Genomic DNA, 18,776 nt, shown 5'->3' with positions numbered 1-18,776 from the left:
GTCATTAAACTGCTCGCCCAACTGCCAGATTCATACTTGCTTCAAAAATGGTTGAAACATTTAATTTACAAATACACATTAAACCCATGCCATCAAAATAATCTGGCACGTGCTGCATAAAAAATTGAACATGTTCATCAGATTTTTTCCGTAGCCGAACCAATTGCTCAGGCGTCACCTTCGGTAAATCACAACGATGAACAAAAATATCCTCAGCCCGATGCTGCACATCATGCTGACGGATTTTATAACTATTTAAAACATCCACATACTCGGTGGGCATCGGGACACCATGCCTTGGATAAAACTTAACAGAGCGCGAGGCAAATAATGTATATACCTTTGGTTGTGCCAATGTAGCCACAAACCACATCGGAATCGCTGGAAATCGAATCTGATGCTGCATCGCCACTTTAATCGCCGAGTTTAAGGTCAGGTTTTTCCGACGATAATCAACCAATACCCCTGCCCGTGAATTAAAAATAAAAATCGGCCGATTGTTATGCATAATTTTTAATATACGCACAATATTTTGCCCGATCAGTTTATCGTGCTCAAAATACTGAATGATTGGTAATGCAACAATATCGGGGTCATGCATGTATTGATAGAGTTGTTCAATCTTAGAAGTTGGGAAAATACATTGATCAAACTCCCAGAGCCGTTGAAACAACTCATGTTTTTCTTCAGTCGTGAGTTTGCAAAAATCAATGATATTCTCAGTGATCGCCATACCAACACCCATTTTCTTAATGGATTAACTTTGATGTTTTTTCAAAGTCCCTAGTTATAAAGTTTTCCGAAGCGGTATTTAAATGAAATAAAATTATTCATAGATCATCAATGATGATTAAAACCCCAAGTTAAAAATGAATCGCTATTTACCCTCTTGCTTTTTTAAAATCAACCCTATCAATATTTTTTACTTTTGAACCGCTTTAACCCTCTAAAAGCTCAAAAGTTGCAGCGTTTTTTGACTGTTACATCATGTAAATATAATACGTTTTAACATCGTGAATTGCAGCCCTCGTTATATAGGATTTCTTATACTTTCTAGTCATAAAAAAAGACAGCTTCGAAAAGCTGTCTTAGGGTCATTTTTAATATTTGAGCATTAGGCCTGGTAATAGATATCAACCGTTTTAATGCGGTTTTCATCCATTGCCGTGACTTTAAATTGAATGCCTTTAAAATCAACCACAGTACCGACTTCTACATTGCCGTGGGTCTGATCTAAAATAAGACCTGAAACACTGATATAACCATCATCTTCTTCGATCAAATCCAGCATTTCCAATTCAAGTTCTAACTGATACAGATCGAGCATGCCTGAAGCTTTCCAATGTTCATCATCGATTTTAATCAAATCAAGTTGTTCATCTGCATCAGGGAATTCACCAGCAATCGCTTCAAACACATCGAGTGGTGAAATCAGACCTTGTACCGCCCCAAACTCATCCGTAACCAACACCAAAGAGCCTTTTGAGGTACGCAAGGTATTAATCGCATCAATCACCTTCATCTTTTGGAAAATAAAGATTGGACGATGACGTTTAATCAATGCTTTTAGATCATCTTCACTGTCTAGAACATCAATAAGTTCTTTCGCGCGGACAATACTAATCACTTTATCCAAGCTACCACGACACACAGGGAATAAACTGTGCGGCACTGAAAGGACTTGCTCACGAATTTGTTCAGGTGTGTCATTTAAATCCACCCAAGAAATTTGATTACGGGGAGTCATGATCGACGCAACTGAACGCTCTGCAAGCGTCAACACCCCCCCAATCATGTAACGCTCTTCGTCTGCAAAGGTTTCTTGCGCCTGATTACCAACTTGATCGGATTCTAAGCGCCCACCCATCAGTTTTAAAATACTGTCCGCAGTACGATGACGTAATGGAATTTTCGCTTCATGTTTTTGAGCATTGCGTTGACTAAACTGGTTAAAGGCTTCGATGACAATCGCAACACCAATACCTGAGTAGATATAGCCTTTCGGAATATGGAAACCAAAACCTTCTGCTATCAAACTAATACCGATCAGTAATAAGAAGCTTAAACATAGGATCACGACGGTCGGATGTCGGTTTACAAAAGCCGTTAGCGGTTTAGATGCAAGTAACATCACTGCCATTGCCACAATCATTGCTGCCATCATGACATAAATGTTGTCGACCATACCGATCGCTGTAATGACAGAGTCTAAAGAGAAAACCGCATCTAAGACAACAATTTGCGCAACAACTGCTGTAAAGCTGGCATATGCCACTTTTGTTGTCACTTGAACTTCTGGTTTTCCTTCTAATTTCTCATGTAGCTCTGTGACTGCCTTATAAACTAAGAACAATCCACCGAACAATAATATGAGATCTCGACCAGAGAATGTCCAATCAAAAACAGTAATCAGGGGCTTTGTTAATGTGACCAACCAAGAGATTGCAAATAACAATCCTAATCGCATTAACAATGCGAGTGAAAGACCAAGTATACGGGCTTTGTCACGTTGTTCTGGAGGGAGTTTTTCTGCCAAAATGGCAATAAAGACTAGGTTATCAATCCCTAGTACAATTTCTAAAATAATTAATGTAAGTAAACCAACCCAGATTCCGGGATCTAACAAAAATTCCATTAGCTCTCTTCCTCATTCTGGATTGTAAGAATATCTTCAATCAGACCAACGCACGGCGACGGATCCATAAATTTAACCTGTGTAACTATAAACCATTCCATTATGCACAATCTTGCGCATTTGTAATGTATTCAAGCATATTTTTTCGCAGCAACAATATGACAAAATGTTAAAAACACTGTGAGTTATATATCACTTAGCTGATATAAATACACAGCAAGATGGTTAAACCTATTTTTTGAGAATATTGCTTCCAATTTTAAAAAAAAGCTTGAATTCACCTGACTTTTAATTAAATGTAATTAAGGACGCTTGTAATAGATTGTATGACAAATCTAATGAATTATTTATTTCTACCTTTTGGTAAAAAATATTAATATTCAATTCAAATTAAAAACTTATTTATTTTCACTACACTATCTCTATACCTAACCTTAGTTTTAATTTCTGTTAAGCATTTAGACAGAATATCAATATAATCTATTTAGATAATCTAAAAATGAGATATCTTCTACTTTCTATTTTTTTTATTGTGAACTCTTGCTATTACCCTCTATTTTTCAATAGAATGTTAAAACATTAAATAAAATTAAAACAAATATTCAGGGGACTCCTTTATGACAAAAAAGTATTCAAAATTTTTACCATCCACCGATGACTTTAGTTTAGAAAATTTTCCTTTCTACTGGGTTACTCAGGTGCATTCACAATATGTTTTAAACGTCGACCATGCATTGAAAAAGTATGGCGTTGATAATTCACGTCGTCGTATCCTGCTCGCACTCAAGTCTAAACCACATGCTAGCGTTTCAGATTTATCTGAAATGGTCGTGTCTAAAATGTCGACGACAACCAAGATCGTTTATCGTTTAAAAGATGAAGGCTTAGTAGATACCTATTCTTGTGAAGATGATGCGCGTATTACCCGCGTCGTGTTAACCGATAAAGGCACTGCTATGACGCAGAAGATTAACGATCTAACGAATGTCGTTCTAGAGCAATCTTTTGAAGGCTTAACACCGCTACAAATTGAAAAAACCATGGAAAGCTTAAAGCATATTTTCAAAAACTTAGCGCGCTAAGCATTCTGCATCACCGAAATATCAATCGAAAATATTCAGTTGGGGACTGATTTTTTCGATTTTTATTTTGGGTGCGTGTGCACATTCAAACTCATCAACAGGAAAACCTTGTACAAAACTTTGGATGTTGGGTGATTTCCAACTCAGCCACTCTTCTAACCTCGCATGCGGAATTACAATCACCGAACGTTTAACATTGCCCGGCTCATGAAAATGCTTCATCATCTCATGCTGAATAGCATCCATCGTAATCATGGTACTTGAGCGTACAATCTCATCACCTTGTCTACAAATGTCATATAAGGCAGCAATATAAAACGCTTCTCCATCTTTGCGCTTAACACTCCAACGCTGCGGCTTATTATCGATATACATTGACTCATAAAATTCAGACACGGGTATCACGCCAAACTTACATTTTGAAATCGCATTAATAAACGTAGGCTTTTGATACAAAGTTTCATTTCGGGCATTATAGGTTTTAAGTGCAATTGATTTGTCTTCGGCCCATTTAGGCACCATGCCAAAATTCACTTTTCGCCACTCTAGCCCTTGTTCAGACTTAAAGAGTAGCGGCAAATCATAATTTGGATAGACTTCCTCAGGATATTCAAAGCTGATTTCAGGCAAGTTTTGAGACTTTAATTGCGATAAGGTAATCGGTTTGAAATTAGCACACATATTTGCCATAATCCGCAAAAAATCAATCTTTATAATAAATGAAAAATCTAAACCGAAGTTGCTTTATCGTTTTAATTCTAATTTCAAGCCTCTATTCAACCCTACATGCTGCAAAAGTCTCTGTACATACCGTTTCATTTCTACCTTTTAGTCTCGAAGCGCTCTATCTCAACGAATATCCATTTAAACAAGACCTAATCAATGAGACTGAGATTCCTGCAGGCAAGTACCGCATTCAATATAAGCATTTTCGCAATCAGCAAATCATCAATTCGAATCACTGGGTTACGGTCAAAAATCTTCCCAACACCCAAGAACAACAATTTTCATTGGTCATCTTGCCTGATGGTGAAGTAATCAATGTCTCTGACTTTAAAATTAAATCTCCAGAGATGTTTCCTGAAATCCGTTTTGCAAAACGTGCTCAAAATAGTTATCGCTTGATGCAAAATCAGCAAAGACAAAGAGATCAGTTTGGCGTGATTCTTCCTGACGCAGATGAAGCCCATACCACGGAATTGGAAGATCAATTTGGCTGGTTTACGGTGAACGCAGATGAAGGGCGTGTCAGGACTAATTGTACAGGCACGTTTAAAATCAATCCTCAAGATGCGCTCCCCTATTTCACTACTGCAAATTCAGCTCTTCAGTTTAATTATCAACAAGGAAACAAAATACATAACGCATATTTAGCGTTTAGTGATAACAATCCGCTTATTCCAATCGAAGATCGAACAATTCATGAGGCAACAGATTACAAAAATGGCTTGAAGTTTGATGTGTATATTCACAATATCCAAAAAATGAAAACCGAGAGTATTTCTTCTAATTATTCAATCTACAATTATAAGGTACAGGTCAAGCTATATATGATGGCCTTGCAGCGTAAACCTATGCTGTTGATGAATCACAAAATGTACTATCAAGATAATTGTTCAACTAAGGATATTGGTGCTTTTCTATATTACAAGACACGTTGGAGCCGTTTATGGGACTATATAATTCCTGATATTTCATGGAAATAAACTAGAAATGTCATACGCAGCAGAACCTGCAGTGAAGTCTATTGCACAAGATAAAATAGACTTCAATTTGTGTATTTTAAGCAGGGAACGTTTGCCAATGGGTGCGGGTAAATTCCTCAAATATCCACTCACCATTAAAGCGACCAAGGCCTGAATTCCGTTCACCGCCAAAGGGTGCATTAGAATGATCCGCCACACTGATGCCATTGATATGCGTCATGCCTATATCGAGTTTGGCCGCAAACTCTCCGCCGCGTGCTAAATTTGAGGTACATACCGCACTCGATAAACCAAATCGGGTTGAATTCGCCAATTCAAGTGCATGCGCTTCATCTCGCGCTTTTAAAATCGGCAAAATTGGCCCAAAGCTTTCTTCTAATGCAATATCAGCGTGCGCATCCACATGGGTGAAAATATGCGGTGCAACTAATTGACCTTCTATACCGCCTGCATAGGCTAAAATCGCATCTTGCTGAATGGCATTTTGAATAATGGTTTTTAATTTATCGATTTGCGACTTATTGATGATAGGGCCTATCAGAGTTTCGACATCATTCGGATCACCGACCACAATGCTTTTTACCCGTTTAATTAATTTTTCAACATAAGCATCGTGCAAGGATTCATCCACAATCACTCGATTGGTACTCATGCAGATTTGTCCTTGATGCAAAAAACGCCCCATCACGGTCAGTTCAACGGCTAAATTTAAATCTGCATCATCTAAAATCACCAAAGGCGAATTGCCGCCAAGTTCCAGCGCTAAACGCTTAATCCGTGAACTTGCCAAAGCTTTCACCCCCACCTGTTGACCCACTTCAGTTGAACCTGTAAATGAAATCATTTTAGGCACAGGATGCTCTACAAAATAGTCGCCAATTTCACTGCCGCTGCCTGCAACAACATTTAATACGCCATGCGGCAAATCCGCTTCTTCAAATAATTTCCCGAGTAACGTTCCACCTGTGACTGGTGTGTCAGTTGCAGGCTTCAGCACCACACTATTGCCGCAAGCAATCGCAGTCACCACAGAACGCATCGACAAATGAAATGGAAAATTCCAAGGGCTAATCACCGCAATGACACCCAAGGGTTTGCGCAAGACAAAACTCTTTCGACTCGGATCTTTACTCTCCAACTGCGTGGTTTGCATTTTTTCAGGAAAACTCAGCGATTCTTGGATAATGCCGAGCGCCGCATCAACTTCAATATTGGCTTTTAAACGTGTACTCCCAGATTCATCTATCAGCCATTGAATAATTTCTTCTCTGCGCTGCTGAATGGTTTGAGCTAATTTGTTGATAACTTGCTGACGTACTTTAATAGACTTGGTCTTTTCTGATTTAAATGCTGCTTCTGCCGCACTATAAGCACTGTCTACATCGACACTGCTGGCTGCCTGCAATTCAAAAATCTGTGCTTGGCTAAAGGGATTTATATTTTTGATGTGACGCGTTGAAGTCCCTGCTCGCCATTGCCCACCAATATATTGCAAATCTAATGCGGTATAAGCTGACATCGTTTCCATCCCATTTTTATCATTCATTCCAATGTAATGGCTTCAGCATTGAAAAGCTATGAGAAAAACAGGATAAAACTTTATAATTAACTTCTTTTACAACCTTATACTTTAAACAGGCTGATGAATCTGCCGCATCGCTTTATAGATTCGCCAATAAATATAACAGCTAATGATGACTTCAAAACTTAGATCTTTAACTGTGGTGAGTTGCTCAAGCGCAGCCTCCTCCATGTTTAGGGTCAACATGGGTAACAGCCCTTCGACAACAACAGCGATCAAGATAAAGAGGACTAAACTCTGAATCGTCACTGGCAGATACTATGCAATAAAGCGCTTTAAAAAATCTCGGCCTTGCTCGCCGCCATTGGCTTTAAATATGGCATTCACCCAGCTGATCAGCAGACCAACTTGTAAAACAAACGAAGCCCAAGCTTCTGTAGGTTTGGATTCTGGGGTTAACATCAGTGCTAAGTAGCTAAAGAAAATCAATATTGAGCTGGCAATATAGTAGTTTTTATAATGGGTTTCAGAGACTTTATTCAGTCTTATATCCTCCACCAACCGATTTACATTCCATAAATACATGGAGTTTCCTTTTTATTTTTTTTGTCGACATTCTAACTTTCTCAAGCAATAAAAAAAGCCTCCGAAGAGGCTTTTTTTGATTTACAGATTAGTCACCTGTATAACCTTTTAATTTTAAACGGTAAGCATGAAGAAGCGGCTCTGTATAACCAGAAGGCTGCTCGCCACCTTTGAATACTAAATCATAAGCAGCTTTGTATGCATAACCATCAAAGCTTGGTGCCATTGGTGTGTAAAGTGGATCGTTGGCATTTTGCTCATCCACAACTTTCGCCATGCGCTTAAATACTTCTTCAACTTGTTCAGCAGTTACGATACCGTGACGTAACCAGTTCGCAACGTGTTGAGAAGAAATACGTAAAGTTGCACGGTCTTCCATCAAACCAACGTTGTTGATATCTAGTACTTTTGAACAACCTACACCCAAATCAACCCAACGAACAACATAACCCAAGATACCTTGAAGGTTGTTTTCGAGTTCTTTGGTTTTCTCTTCTTCAGACCAGTTTGTATCTGTCGCTAAAGGCGGCGTTAACAAGTCATCTAAAGATAGCGGCTGAGTATTCAACAACTCTTTTTGACGCTCAGAAACATTGCACTGATGGTAATGGATCGCGTGAATTACAGCGCCAGATGGAGACGGAACCCATGCACAGCTTGCGCCAGCTTCTGGATGCTCAATTTTAGTTTTGTACATATCAAGCAACATATCTGGTTTTGGCCACATGCCTTTACCGATTTGCGCTTTACCACGTAAGCCGGCTTGTAGACCGATCATCACGTTACGGTTTTCATATGCTGGGAACCAGATTTGAGACTTTACTTCGCCTTTACGAACGAATGGACCTGCTTCCATGAAAGTATGAATTTCGTCACCTGTACGGTCCATGAAACCTGTATTAATAAAGATCGTACGATCTTTTGCTTGTGCGATACAGTTTTTCAAGTTCACAGAAGTACGACGTTCTTCGTCCATGATACCGATTTTCAAAGTCTTCGCAGGTAGACCAAGCGCTTGTTCAACACGCTCGAACAATTCAACTGCAAATGCCACTTCTTCAGGACCATGCATTTTTGGCTTCACGATATACATTGAACCTTTACGCGAGTTCTTAATCGTGTTTTCACCACGGATGTCAGCAATCGTAAGAAGCGGAGTAACCAAGGCATCCATGATACCTTCATAAATTTCTTCGCCATCGACAAGGATCGCAGGGTTTGTCATCAAATGACCTACATTACGAAGCAACATCAATGAACGACCGTGAAGCGTAGTTTCACCACCGATTAAGTTTTTGTGCGTACGATCTTTATTTAATGTACGCGTGATGGTCTTACCATTTTTCTCGATTGACTCAGAAAGTGTACCTTTCATTAAGCCTAACCAGTTACGGTAGCCTTCAACTTTCTCTTCAGCATCAACTGCTGCAATTGAGTCTTCTAAGTCTTGAATTGTGGTTACCGCAGCTTCAAGAACTAAGTCTTTAACGCCCGCAGCATCAGTTGAACCAATTGGGCTCGTCGCATCAATTTCAATGATTACATGCAAACCATTGTTTAAAAGTACGATTTCGGTTGGCGCAGCTTCGTCACCATTAAAACCAACAAACTGAGCTTCTTTCGCTAAAGTTGCAGTTGAGCCATCTTTTAGGCTTACAACTAACTTTTTGCCTTCTACCGCATATTTAGTTGCATCTGCATGCGAACCATGAGCTAGCGGGAAAGTTTCATTTAAGAAGTTTTTAGCAAATTCGATAACTTTTGCGCCACGAGCTGGGTTATAGCCCTTACCTTTTTCCGCGCCGTCTTCTTCAGAGATCACGTCAAAACCGTAAAGAGCATCGTAGAGTGAACCCCAACGTGCGTTCGCAGCGTTTAAGCAGTAACGTGCATTACGTACAGGCACTACTAATTGCGCACCAGCCAATAATGCGATTTCTTCGTCTACATTTTCTGTGCTGATTTGGAAATCTTCTACTTCTGGTAATAAGTAGCCAATTTCAGTAAGGAAAGCTTTGTAAGCTTCGAGTTCAAATTTGTTGTTGCGGTGCCATTCATCAATTTTAGCTTGAATGTCGTCACGCTTAGCCAATAGTGCTTTGTTCTTTGGGCTAAGATCGACAACGACTTGTTCAAAGTTTTTCCAGTAAGTTTCACTGTCTAAACCTGAACCCGGTAGTGCTTCATTTTCGATGAAATCGTAAAGTTCTTTAGCAATCGCTAACTTGCCTTTTTGAATACGTGCAGTCATTGTCTTTCCTGATATTGCTATTTTTTATAACAAGAGATTCTAGTATACCCATTTATACTTTGCTGAATAGTACTATCACATTCCTAAATAATGATCATTTTCTATGTAATGAAATACCCTCATCATTCAACATAATAAAGATCAGAAATACGACGTCATCATCAGCCTGAATACCTTTTTACAGTGTATAAAGTTTTTGAAATGTCGAAATTAGACTTAAGTGCAGAATTTTGTTCTAAAACTGAACAAATAGACCCAAGCGTCAAACAAACTCACTCGATTAAGCCATGAAATGCTGCCAATGTCGATGCTACAACTTCAACCAATCAGTTTAAATTTAACGCTTTTATCGATGAATTATTAAACAACCCTTCTTCTTATTAAATGATGCTTTTATCTTCCGACCTCGCTTTTAAAGTCGATTGTTCGATCTATACTTTTTCTTATCTATGCATGTAATCTAAAACTAAAAATCAAAAAAAAAGAACGCCATCAAGACGTTCTTTTTTCATTCCAACAGAAACGCTTAATTTTCTGCCGTAGATTCTGGTGCATTGATTTGACGGTGAGAGGTATGTAGATAATCATCAGATTGCATTTCCAATAAGCGCGAACGTGTACGCTCAATTTCAAATGCCAATTTTTCACCTTGATATAATTCAATAATCGTATCTTCTGAAGTAAGCAACAACTTAACACCACGGTCATAAAACTCATCAACTAGATAGATAAAACGACGAGTCCCTTCAGACAAATAATCCGTCATGTGCGGCACATTACTCACCAAGACCGTATTATAAATATTGGCAATTTCAATAAAGTCCGCTGGACTACGTGGTTTTAGGCAAAGTTCAGAATATTCGCACCATAGTACATCTTCCGTATGACCAATGGTTTCCACAATACGCTGATTAATAATAATTGGCTCTTGTGAAACCGTTTGGGTTTGCGTTAATGCTGTAAAACGCTGTGCCATCCACAACTTATGTTCATGTGTTAAAGGCGACTTAAACAACTGCGCTTGTTTCAATACACGTAAACGATAGTCTACGCCTGAGTCTACATTTAAAATCACACAGTTCTTTTTCACCATTTCGATGGTTGGGATAAAACGGTCACGATGGATCCCGTTTTTATATAAACCATCTGGTGCGATGTTAGATGTTGCAACAAGGGTGATCCCACGCGTAAATAATTTTTGGAATAGATCACTCAAAATCATTGCATCCGTGACATTGGATACAAAGAATTCATCAAAGCAAATCACGACTGCTTCTTTATAAATTTGGTCGGCAACAAGGTCGAGTGGATTACGCTGACCTGAAAGCTTATTTAATTCACGGTGTACGTACTGCATAAAGTGATGGAAATGCATACGTGTTTTGCGTCGAAATGGCACAGAATCATAAAACTGATCCATCAGCCACGTTTTACCACGTCCTACACCGCCCCACATATACACCCCTTTCGGTGCAGTTTGACGACGGAAACGACGAAACGCTTTTTTAGAAGCCTTAAAACGTTGGATTAATTCTTGCCAAACTCGATCCAACTCATGCACCGCTTGCGCCTGTTCCTGATCTGGTAAAAACTGACCAGATGCTAAGGCTTGAGCATAACGCTCAGCCGGTGAAATCGGAGTAAATGCGGTGTTGTGTGGTGACTGAAAATCTGACATATCATTAAATACTTTTTTGGGCTAAATGAATTATAACGAAGAATAAACTCGAAGATATAACACTTTGGCAGTAAAGCGCATTGGCTATTTATTATATTGTCTCGGACTATGCCCAAACCAACGTTTAAACGCATGATTAAACGCCGCAGGTTCTGAATAGCCCAGCAATTCTGCAATCATTTCAATTGAATATTCATTATATTCAATCATACGGAGTGCTTTATCTTTAATAATATCTTCACGAATTTGCTTATAACTGGTATTTAACTGTTGCAGTTGATGACGCAAAGTTCTTTCAGGCAAGTTCAACGCTTGAGCAGTTGCTGCCATACTTGGCATCGCACCACTTTGTAATTCCAAATAATCTTGCACACGTTGAACCAATGATGGCGCATCTTCATCGGCGCTTAAACGTTCTAACTCCGCAATACATTTCGACTCATATAATCGAAAAGTAATAATATCTGCGGAAGGGATCCGAATATCTAAAACATCTTCATCGAACCAAAATGCCGCAAATGGCGCACCAAATCGAACTTGAGAGCCATAATAATCAGTAAACATTTTTAATTTTTCAGGATCTTTGGGTTCAGCAAATGGCAAATCAATTTGAACTTGTGGCGTAGATAGACCCATCATTTTGTACAAATCACGGATGAATTTATAAGTTCCTGAAATCTCTGACTGCGCCAATAATGCACCCAGTGGCGCATACACATCTTGCGGTTGATAGCACAAAGCCACTTTATGCTGACTGATTTGCAAACTCAAACGCCCAGTTAGATGTGTCAACTGTTGAAAGCGAATCCCCTGATTTAAAGCTTGGCGTAAAGTATCACTGGTGACCAATAACATCAGCAACGGGCCATAACCCGCCAACGTATAATGCTGACCAATAAATAACCCTTGCTCAGGTTCTACATCTTTACCAATGACTTTCAGTACATCCCACTCTAAACTCGGATGAATCACTGAAGTAGGATCGAGCGCATCGACACGCAGCCCGATAGTTTGCAAACGTTGATCGACATCTACGCCTGCTTTACGCATTCCTTGTACTAAATACATCAGGCTTAGAATGGATCGTTTCATAAATCGTAAAATGACATTAAATTTCTTCTTTTTTACTACAAATTTGCAATTATGAACATTGCCGTTTCGATCAATTTTTCTGTCACCTCAATCATATTGTTCTGATCACGCACTCAAGTATGCTTAACTTGTAATCTCGCTTGGAATTAAAAAAATGATGCAGGAAGCGCAAACAAAAACAGTGCAAACCCCAAAAGCCAATTCTGAAATACATACACAAATCGCCATCATCGGCGGTGGTTTTGGTGGTATTGCTATGGCGATACGCCTTTTACAACAAGGTAATCAAGATTTTTTGATCCTCGAAAAAGCCAATGATTTTGGTGGAACCTGGCGTGAAAACCGCTACCCTGGCGCTGCGTGTGATGTGCAATCACATATGTATTCGCTTTCTTTTGCACCCAAAACAGATTGGTCAAAACGTTATGCTGAAGCGCCGGAAATATTTGACTATATCCAACAGGTCACCCGTGAATATAATTTAAAACAGTTCTGTCGCTTTAACAGTGAAGTGCTTTCAAGCCAATACAATGAATCAACCTGCGACTGGCATTTAGAACTCAAAGATGGCGTTAAAATTACCGCTCAATACGTGATTTTTGCATCTGGCCCGCTACATGTCCCGCAAATTCCACACATTCCGGGCATTGAAAAATTTAAAGGCAAAGTGTTTCATTCTTCTCAATGGGATCATCAATATCCATTAGAAGGTAAAAAAGTCGCATCGATTGGTACAGGCGGCAGTGCCATCCAATACATTCCTGAAATCGCACCACAAACACAGCAACTGTATGTTTTTCAACGTACCGCGGCTTGGGTCATTCCACGAGATGAACGTAGTTATCATGGTTTAGAAAAATCATTATTTAAAAAATATGATTGGTTTCGAAAAATTCACCGCGCTCGCCTGTATTGGACCAACGAATCACGTGTCGTGCCAATTGTTAAACCAACTACCATGAAATATGCGCAAAAACTGGCAGAACTGTATATTAAGTATCAAGTGAAAGATGCTGAACTTGCCAAGAAACTAACCCCAAACTACATCATGGGTTGTAAACGCATTTTAATTTCTAATAAATACTTTCCAACCTTTAATAGACCTAATGTGGAATTGGTCAGTGATGCAATACAAGAAATCACTGAAAATGCCATTATTACCAAAGATGGAAAATCCCGTGAAATTGACTGCTTAATCTATGGGACTGGCTTTATTACTGACCCACGTATTTATCTCAAGTCCTTTGAATGTATTGGTGAAAAAGGTAAAGAACTGAAGCAGCAGTGGCAAGATGGCGCAGAAAGTTATTACGGCATTAGTACTAAAGGCTTTCCAAATCTGTTCCAATTATTAGGCCCCAATACAGTACTTGCCCATAATTCAGTGGTCTTTATGATTGAGGCACAAGTCGATTACATCTTACAAATGATGCAATTGGTTTCAAAATCTAATGTTCAAGCCATCGCTGTCAAAGATCAGGTGCAAGATCAATTTAACACTCATGTACAAGACATGCTTGATGGCACGGTATGGCAATCAGGCTGCGTGAGCTGGTATCAACAAAATGGCGGTAAAAATTTTGCACTGTGGCCAACTTATACATGGAAATATTGGCTGGCTACTCGAAAAATAAATCCAGCCGATTTTCGACTCCTCAGTAAAACAAAATCTAGTCATGCAGCTTAAGCAATAACAGGTCATAATAGGCAGGTATTCATTATCTGCCTATTTTTGTATGCAATCTTTCTGGTTGATTTTCCAGCTCTTAGCCTGTTTAGGGCTTGGTTTTATTCTTGCACGTCGCCTACCCACTTGGCTTGAAAAAATCGCCTTTAAACTCCTGCCGTACTTTACTTATATTTTGTTATTTGCGATTGCGATCGAATTTTCTGAAACATTACACACTATTCCAGCACCTCTGCAAATCCTCTCTTCATCAGTAGTTATTGCACTATTAACCTCAATGGGTGCTTTTATTTGCTGCTATATTTTATTTAAGCTTTTAGGCTATAAACCCAGTCATGGCAAAGTGTCCATGCAGTTAGTAACAAGCTCACTCATCAATATTAGCTATGCTTTTATTGCATTAGGTTTAGGTTATGCTTTTGCCGAAATTGCAGCACATTTTAGTCTTCAGCCACATACGAGTACTTGGGATCTACTTTTAGTCTTTATGTTTCTGATTGGTCTAGATCTCGCCTACTCACCGCTCGATCGTTCTTGGTTAAATTGGAAAATTCTACTTGTTCCTCTGGGCTGTATCGTCGGTTCACTTTTGGGTGCTTTTGCTGCTGCCTATCTATTGCCACAAATCAGCCTGAAAGATTTGATTATGCTGTCACAAGGCTATGGTTTCTATTCGATGACAGGCATCGTCGTGACTGAATTAAAAAATGCGCATCTAGGCAGTATCGCACTGATGAATGATTTATTCAGAGAAATCTTTGCGATTGTATTTATGTATATTATTGGCTGGCGCTACCCACGCTCTGCAATTTCATCTGCGGGTGCAACAGCTATGGATGTCACCCTACCTATGGTCAAACAAGCCTGCGGTAATGATTTTATTCCACATGCCATGGTCAGCGGCTTTATCCTTTCTGTACTTGCACCGATATTGGTGAGTATATTGGCGGTGCTTTAACGATTTTAATCTCCCTAAATCCCTCTTTAAAAAAGAGGGACTTTCTCCTCCCTTTTTCAAAGGGAGGTCGGGTGGGATTCTTACAAATTCGCCAAAATATCTTTTAAAGTTTGACGCATATTGTCCGATTTAGTAATTGGACGGCCAATCACCAAATGTGTAGAACCATCAAGCATAGCTTGTTTAGGTGTCACAATTCGTTTTTGATCATCAGCAGCAGAACCCGCAGGACGGATACCCGGTGTCACTAAAGCAAACTCTGCACCCAAAGTTTCACGCAGCATTTTTGCTTCTTGAGCCGAACACACCACACCATCTAAACCACTTTCTTTCGTTAAGGTCGCAAGACGTTTCACATGTTCAAAAGGCTCAACATCTAAGCCTAAATCCGCAAGATCTTCACGGCCCATCGAGGTCAAAACTGTAACAGCTATCAGCTGAGTATTGTAATTGCCCGCCTTTAAGCGCTCTACACAGGTTTCCATCATTTTACGGCCACCTGATGCATGCACATTAACCATCCATACACCCATATCCGCAGCCGCACAAACTGCTTGCGCTGTGGTGTTTGGAATATCATGGAATTTAAGATCCAGAAATACTTCAAAACCTTTATCATGCAATGCCTTAACGACACTTGGACCCTCATGGGTAAATAACTCTTTACCAACCTTAACTCGACATAATGCAGGATCTAACTGTTCTGCAATTGTAAGTGCGTCATATTGGCTTTTAGCATCTAGTGCAACGATGATACTCAAGAGACTTACCCTTCATTTTGACAAAATTAGTGCATTATAAATGGATTCAACTTGATCAGAAAGCTATAAAACTCATGTTATTTGAAATGATTAATTTGAATTGAGCTATCTCTTTATTTTATTTGAGATAAGCGATTTATTTTTTTTACCCATAAAAAAACACCCCGATGATCCACCGGAGTGTTAAATATAAAATTTAAATCTACTCATAAAAGTAGTTAATTTACTTCTAAAACCCAATTATAATGGGTTAGAAGGACGCTCATTCGCATCAATATCTAAAACTGTCTTTTCATGACGCGTATGTGCAGCCGCTTCAGCAGCAGCCAGTTGAGCAGTTTGAATTTGCTCTTTACGTAGGCGGTCAATATCTTTACGTAGACGTTTAATTTCCCAGTTATTTTGAAATACTCGGAATACTTGCACTGCCAATAAAAGACCTAAAACCAAACCTAATGACAAGGTTAATAGCAATAAAAGCCCTAAACGCATTGCAGGCACTTGTGTAAACAACAAATCGACTGAAAGTTCAGTTCCGTTTTGCAGAACCAAAGCCAATGAGTATCCAAATAGGACCAGTAGAATTACGACCAATACGTAACGCATAAACACCCCTAACAATGTTTTGAATTAGTTTGCAGATTCGTTTACCGCATCACGTAAAGCTTTACCAGGTTTAAAGTGCGGTACAGCTTTTGCTGCAACTTCAACTGATTTACCTGTTTTTGGGTTACGACCCACACGTGGCTCACGGTGATGTAATGCAAAACTACCAAAACCACGGATTTCAATTCGGTTGTCTGTAGACAAAGCTTCGATCATTTGATCGATCATTATCTTAACGGCCTCTTCCACTAAGGGTTCAGCTAAGTGTGGGTTTTTAAGAGAAATACGCTCTATTAAGTCAGACTTATTAAGTGCTTCAGTAGTCATCTGCGACCTCTTTAATTATCAAGCTACCTAGGATCAGTTTCCTGATAATAACCTGTTTAAATACAAAACGGTAGCGTAATAATCACTTACTACGCTACCGTTACAGTAATTGTGTAAAATATATTAATTAATTTACATTAACAATACAATTCAAACACTTACTTAGTGGTTCATTTGAGCTTTGATCAAATCACCAATAGTCTTAGGACCATTGTCTGAAGTTGCTGTAGCTGTCTTGTTCAAGTTAGCTACTGCTTCTTTTTCTTCAGCTTCGTCTTTCGCTTTGATAGACAAGTTGATAGAACGTGATTTGCGGTCTACGTTGATGATTTTAGCTTCAACTTCTTGACCAACTTCAAGGAACTTAGTTGCATCTTCAACGCGGTCGCGGTTGATTTCAGATGCTTTAAGAGTCGCTTCAACTTCGTCAGCTAACTTAACAGTAGCGCCTTTAGCGTCAACTGCAGTTACAGTACCTTTAACAAGCGCACCGCGTTCGTTAGCAGCTAAGAAATCGTTGAACGGATCGCTGTTCATTTGTTTGATGCCAAGGCTGATACGGTTGCCTTCAGCGTCTACTGAAAGGATAACCGCTTCAACTGTGTCACCTTTCTTGTAACGACGGATAGCTTCTTCGCCTTGTTCGTTCCAAGAAATGTCAGATAAGTGAACTAGACCATCGATACCGCCTGGTAAACCGATGAAGATACCGAAGTCAGTGATTGACTTGATAGTACCTGAAACTTTTTCACCTTTGTCGTGTTCTTTAGCAAACTCTTCCCATGGGTTAGCACGAGTTTGTTTGATACCAAGAGAAATACGACGACGCTCTTCATCAACTTCAAGAACCATAACGTCAACTTCGTCACCGATCTGAACAACTTTAGATGGGTGGATGTTTTTGTTAGTGTGGTCCATTTCTGAAACGTGTACTAAGCCTTCAACGCCTTCAGCGATTTCTGCGAAACAGCCGTAGTCAGTTAAGTTAGTTACACGAGCTTTAACGATAGAACCTTTAGGGTAACGGTTCATGATCGCTAACCATGGATCTTCGCCTAATTGTTTAAGGCCTAAAGATACACGGTTACGTTCGCGGTCGAATTTAAGTACTTTAACAGTAACTTCTTGACCAACTTCAACAACTTCTGAAGGGTGCTTGATACGTTTCCAAGCCATGTCAGTGATGTGAAGAAGACCATCAATACCGCCAAGGTCAACGAACGCGCCGTAGTCAGTAAGATTTTTGATAGTACCAGTAACTGTTTGACCTTCTTCAAGCTGAGCAAGAAGAGCTTCACGGTCAGCTGAAGATTCAGCTTCCATAACAGCACGACGAGATACAACAACGTTGTTACGTTTAGCATCAAGTTTGATTACTTTAAATTCTAACTCTTTACCTTCTAAGTGAGTAGTATCACGAATAGGACGAGTATCAACTAAAGAACCTGGAAGGAACGCACGAACTGGACCGATGTCAACAGTGAAACCGCCTTTAACCTTACCAGAGATAACACCAGTAACGATTTCGCCGTCTTCAAAGATTTTTTCAAGTTTAGTCCAAGTTTCAGCACGTTTAGCTTTTTCACGTGATAAAACTGTTTGACCCATACCGTTGTCAAGAGCTTCAACAACTACGTCAACAGTGTCGCCAACTTGAACTTCAAGTTCACGTTGTTCATTTAAGAATTCAGCGCGGTCAACAATACCTTCTGATTTAAGGCCAGTGTCAACTGTTACCCAGTCAGAGTCGATATTTACTACAACGCCTTGGATGACAGCACCCTTTTCAACGTTGAGGTTTAATTCGCTTTCTTCAAAGAGGGCTGCAAAAGATTCGGTCATGATATACCTAGTAAAGTCAGCGGTCTTGGATCAGACAAGGCCGG

General features: G+C 39.5%; 17 protein-coding genes. 4 read left to right on the top strand and 13 right to left on the bottom strand.

Translation table 11 applies throughout. The features are described from left to right. Positions 1 to 4: 4 nt before the first annotated feature. Both FTU80_RS03125 and FTU80_RS03120 read right to left on the bottom strand, forming a co-directional pair. On the bottom strand, positions 5 to 733 hold the full coding sequence (locus FTU80_RS03125) for a hypothetical protein (RefSeq protein ID WP_180084230.1): 729 nt from the start codon (positions 731 to 733) through the stop codon (positions 5 to 7). A gap of 381 nt (positions 734 to 1,114) precedes the next feature. Next, positions 1,115 to 2,635 carry a transporter associated domain-containing protein gene (locus tag FTU80_RS03120; protein WP_180084229.1) on the bottom strand — a complete coding sequence of 507 codons (1,521 nt, stop codon included), beginning with the start codon at positions 2,633 to 2,635 and terminating at the stop codon, positions 1,115 to 1,117. Positions 2,636 to 3,252: 617 nt separating this feature from the next. Here FTU80_RS03120 and FTU80_RS03115 point away from each other — a divergent pair. Further along, positions 3,253 to 3,717 (top strand): MarR family winged helix-turn-helix transcriptional regulator, encoded by a 465-nt coding sequence (locus FTU80_RS03115; RefSeq protein WP_078193646.1) that lies wholly within the window; start codon positions 3,253 to 3,255, stop codon positions 3,715 to 3,717. A 21-nt stretch (positions 3,718 to 3,738) separates the two neighbouring features. Here FTU80_RS03115 and FTU80_RS03110 read toward each other — a convergent pair whose 3' ends face one another. Further along, positions 3,739 to 4,398, bottom strand: a complete 660-nt coding sequence (locus tag FTU80_RS03110; protein ID WP_111885089.1) for an SOS response-associated peptidase family protein — start codon at positions 4,396 to 4,398, stop codon at positions 3,739 to 3,741. Positions 4,399 to 4,436: 38 nt separating this feature from the next. Here FTU80_RS03110 and FTU80_RS03105 point away from each other — a divergent pair, with 38 nt between their 5' ends. Beyond that, complete coding sequence (locus FTU80_RS03105; protein WP_180084228.1) at positions 4,437 to 5,423, top strand: hypothetical protein; 987 nt, start codon at positions 4,437 to 4,439, stop codon at positions 5,421 to 5,423. A 76-nt stretch (positions 5,424 to 5,499) separates the two neighbouring features. Here the strand turns inward: FTU80_RS03105 and FTU80_RS03100 are convergent, their stop codons facing one another. The 6 genes from FTU80_RS03100 to FTU80_RS03075 form a co-directional block, all read right to left on the bottom strand. Further along, a complete protein-coding gene (locus FTU80_RS03100) occupies positions 5,500 to 6,942 on the bottom strand; it encodes an aldehyde dehydrogenase family protein (RefSeq protein ID WP_180084227.1) in 1,443 nt (480 codons plus the stop codon). 111 nt (positions 6,943 to 7,053) lie between these two features. Then, positions 7,054 to 7,254 (bottom strand): hypothetical protein, encoded by a 201-nt coding sequence (locus FTU80_RS03095; protein WP_180084226.1) that lies wholly within the window; start codon positions 7,252 to 7,254, stop codon positions 7,054 to 7,056. A gap of 9 nt (positions 7,255 to 7,263) precedes the next feature. Continuing rightward, complete coding sequence (locus tag FTU80_RS03090) at positions 7,264 to 7,530, bottom strand: hypothetical protein (protein ID WP_180084225.1); 267 nt, start codon at positions 7,528 to 7,530, stop codon at positions 7,264 to 7,266. 88 nt (positions 7,531 to 7,618) lie between these two features. Next, complete coding sequence (locus tag FTU80_RS03085; protein WP_180084224.1) at positions 7,619 to 9,781, bottom strand: malate synthase G; 2,163 nt, start codon at positions 9,779 to 9,781, stop codon at positions 7,619 to 7,621. Positions 9,782 to 10,307: 526 nt separating this feature from the next. Further along, the gene (gene zapE, locus FTU80_RS03080; RefSeq protein ID WP_111885050.1) at positions 10,308 to 11,459 is read right to left on the bottom strand and encodes a cell division protein ZapE; all 1,152 of its coding nucleotides are present in this window, start codon (positions 11,457 to 11,459) and stop codon (positions 10,308 to 10,310) included. An 84-nt stretch (positions 11,460 to 11,543) separates the two neighbouring features. Then, positions 11,544 to 12,551: an AraC family transcriptional regulator gene (locus FTU80_RS03075; RefSeq protein WP_111885051.1), complete on the bottom strand. Its 1,008-nt coding sequence runs from the start codon at positions 12,549 to 12,551 to the stop codon at positions 11,544 to 11,546. A gap of 157 nt (positions 12,552 to 12,708) precedes the next feature. Between FTU80_RS03075 and FTU80_RS03070 the strand changes: the two genes are divergently transcribed. Together FTU80_RS03070 and FTU80_RS03065 are read left to right on the top strand one after the other, a co-directional pair. Continuing rightward, positions 12,709 to 14,238, top strand: coding sequence for an NAD(P)/FAD-dependent oxidoreductase (locus FTU80_RS03070; protein WP_180084345.1), 1,530 nt, complete (start codon positions 12,709 to 12,711; stop codon positions 14,236 to 14,238). A 49-nt stretch (positions 14,239 to 14,287) separates the two neighbouring features. After that, positions 14,288 to 15,196: a lysine exporter LysO family protein gene (locus tag FTU80_RS03065; RefSeq protein ID WP_180084223.1), complete on the top strand. Its 909-nt coding sequence runs from the start codon at positions 14,288 to 14,290 to the stop codon at positions 15,194 to 15,196. Between the two features lie 80 nt (positions 15,197 to 15,276). Here FTU80_RS03065 and pyrF read toward each other — a convergent pair whose 3' ends face one another. The 4 genes from pyrF to rpsA form a co-directional block, all read right to left on the bottom strand. Further along, positions 15,277 to 15,957 carry an orotidine-5'-phosphate decarboxylase gene (gene pyrF / locus FTU80_RS03060; protein ID WP_180084222.1) on the bottom strand — a complete coding sequence of 227 codons (681 nt, stop codon included), beginning with the start codon at positions 15,955 to 15,957 and terminating at the stop codon, positions 15,277 to 15,279. A 240-nt stretch (positions 15,958 to 16,197) separates the two neighbouring features. After that, on the bottom strand, positions 16,198 to 16,563 hold the full coding sequence (locus FTU80_RS03055; protein ID WP_078188931.1) for a lipopolysaccharide assembly protein LapA domain-containing protein: 366 nt from the start codon (positions 16,561 to 16,563) through the stop codon (positions 16,198 to 16,200). A gap of 24 nt (positions 16,564 to 16,587) precedes the next feature. Then, positions 16,588 to 16,890, bottom strand: coding sequence for an integration host factor subunit beta (locus tag FTU80_RS03050; RefSeq protein ID WP_067767464.1), 303 nt, complete (start codon positions 16,888 to 16,890; stop codon positions 16,588 to 16,590). Positions 16,891 to 17,052: 162 nt separating this feature from the next. Further along, complete coding sequence (gene rpsA / locus FTU80_RS03045) at positions 17,053 to 18,732, bottom strand: 30S ribosomal protein S1 (protein ID WP_078188933.1); 1,680 nt, start codon at positions 18,730 to 18,732, stop codon at positions 17,053 to 17,055. Between the last annotated feature and the right edge of the window lie 44 nt (positions 18,733 to 18,776).

The organism is Acinetobacter sp. YH12145, from assembly GCF_013418335.1.
In the GTDB taxonomy this organism is placed as follows: domain Bacteria; phylum Pseudomonadota; class Gammaproteobacteria; order Pseudomonadales; family Moraxellaceae; genus Acinetobacter; species Acinetobacter amyesii.
The sequence above is the reverse complement of the archived record's forward strand: the minus strand, read 5'-3'. Positions and strand labels throughout refer to the sequence as shown.

What these genes read in the sequence shown, in the direction of transcription:
- FTU80_RS03115 (WP_078193646.1), top strand. Translation starts at nt 3,253, where the DNA reads ATGACAAAAAAGTATTCAAAATTTTTACCATCCACCGATGACTTTAGT.
- FTU80_RS03100 (WP_180084227.1), bottom strand. Translation starts at nt 6,942, where the DNA reads ATGTCAGCTTATACCGCATTAGATTTGCAATATATTGGTGGGCAATGG.
- FTU80_RS03120 (WP_180084229.1), bottom strand. Translation starts at nt 2,635, where the DNA reads ATGGAATTTTTGTTAGATCCCGGAATCTGGGTTGGTTTACTTACATTA.
- FTU80_RS03125 (WP_180084230.1), bottom strand. Translation starts at nt 733, where the DNA reads ATGGCGATCACTGAGAATATCATTGATTTTTGCAAACTCACGACTGAA.
- FTU80_RS03055 (WP_078188931.1), bottom strand. Translation starts at nt 16,563, where the DNA reads ATGCGTTACGTATTGGTCGTAATTCTACTGGTCCTATTTGGATACTCA.
- FTU80_RS03065 (WP_180084223.1), top strand. Translation starts at nt 14,288, where the DNA reads ATGCAATCTTTCTGGTTGATTTTCCAGCTCTTAGCCTGTTTAGGGCTT.
- FTU80_RS03110 (WP_111885089.1), bottom strand. Translation starts at nt 4,398, where the DNA reads ATGTGTGCTAATTTCAAACCGATTACCTTATCGCAATTAAAGTCTCAA.
- FTU80_RS03075 (WP_111885051.1), bottom strand. Translation starts at nt 12,551, where the DNA reads ATGAAACGATCCATTCTAAGCCTGATGTATTTAGTACAAGGAATGCGT.
- FTU80_RS03090 (WP_180084225.1), bottom strand. Translation starts at nt 7,530, where the DNA reads ATGTATTTATGGAATGTAAATCGGTTGGTGGAGGATATAAGACTGAAT.
- FTU80_RS03085 (WP_180084224.1), bottom strand. Translation starts at nt 9,781, where the DNA reads ATGACTGCACGTATTCAAAAAGGCAAGTTAGCGATTGCTAAAGAACTT.
- FTU80_RS03105 (WP_180084228.1), top strand. Translation starts at nt 4,437, where the DNA reads ATGAAAAATCTAAACCGAAGTTGCTTTATCGTTTTAATTCTAATTTCA.
- zapE (WP_111885050.1), bottom strand. Translation starts at nt 11,459, where the DNA reads ATGTCAGATTTTCAGTCACCACACAACACCGCATTTACTCCGATTTCA.
- FTU80_RS03070 (WP_180084345.1), top strand. Translation starts at nt 12,709, where the DNA reads ATGCAGGAAGCGCAAACAAAAACAGTGCAAACCCCAAAAGCCAATTCT.
- rpsA (WP_078188933.1), bottom strand. Translation starts at nt 18,732, where the DNA reads ATGACCGAATCTTTTGCAGCCCTCTTTGAAGAAAGCGAATTAAACCTC.
- FTU80_RS03050 (WP_067767464.1), bottom strand. Translation starts at nt 16,890, where the DNA reads ATGACTACTGAAGCACTTAATAAGTCTGACTTAATAGAGCGTATTTCT.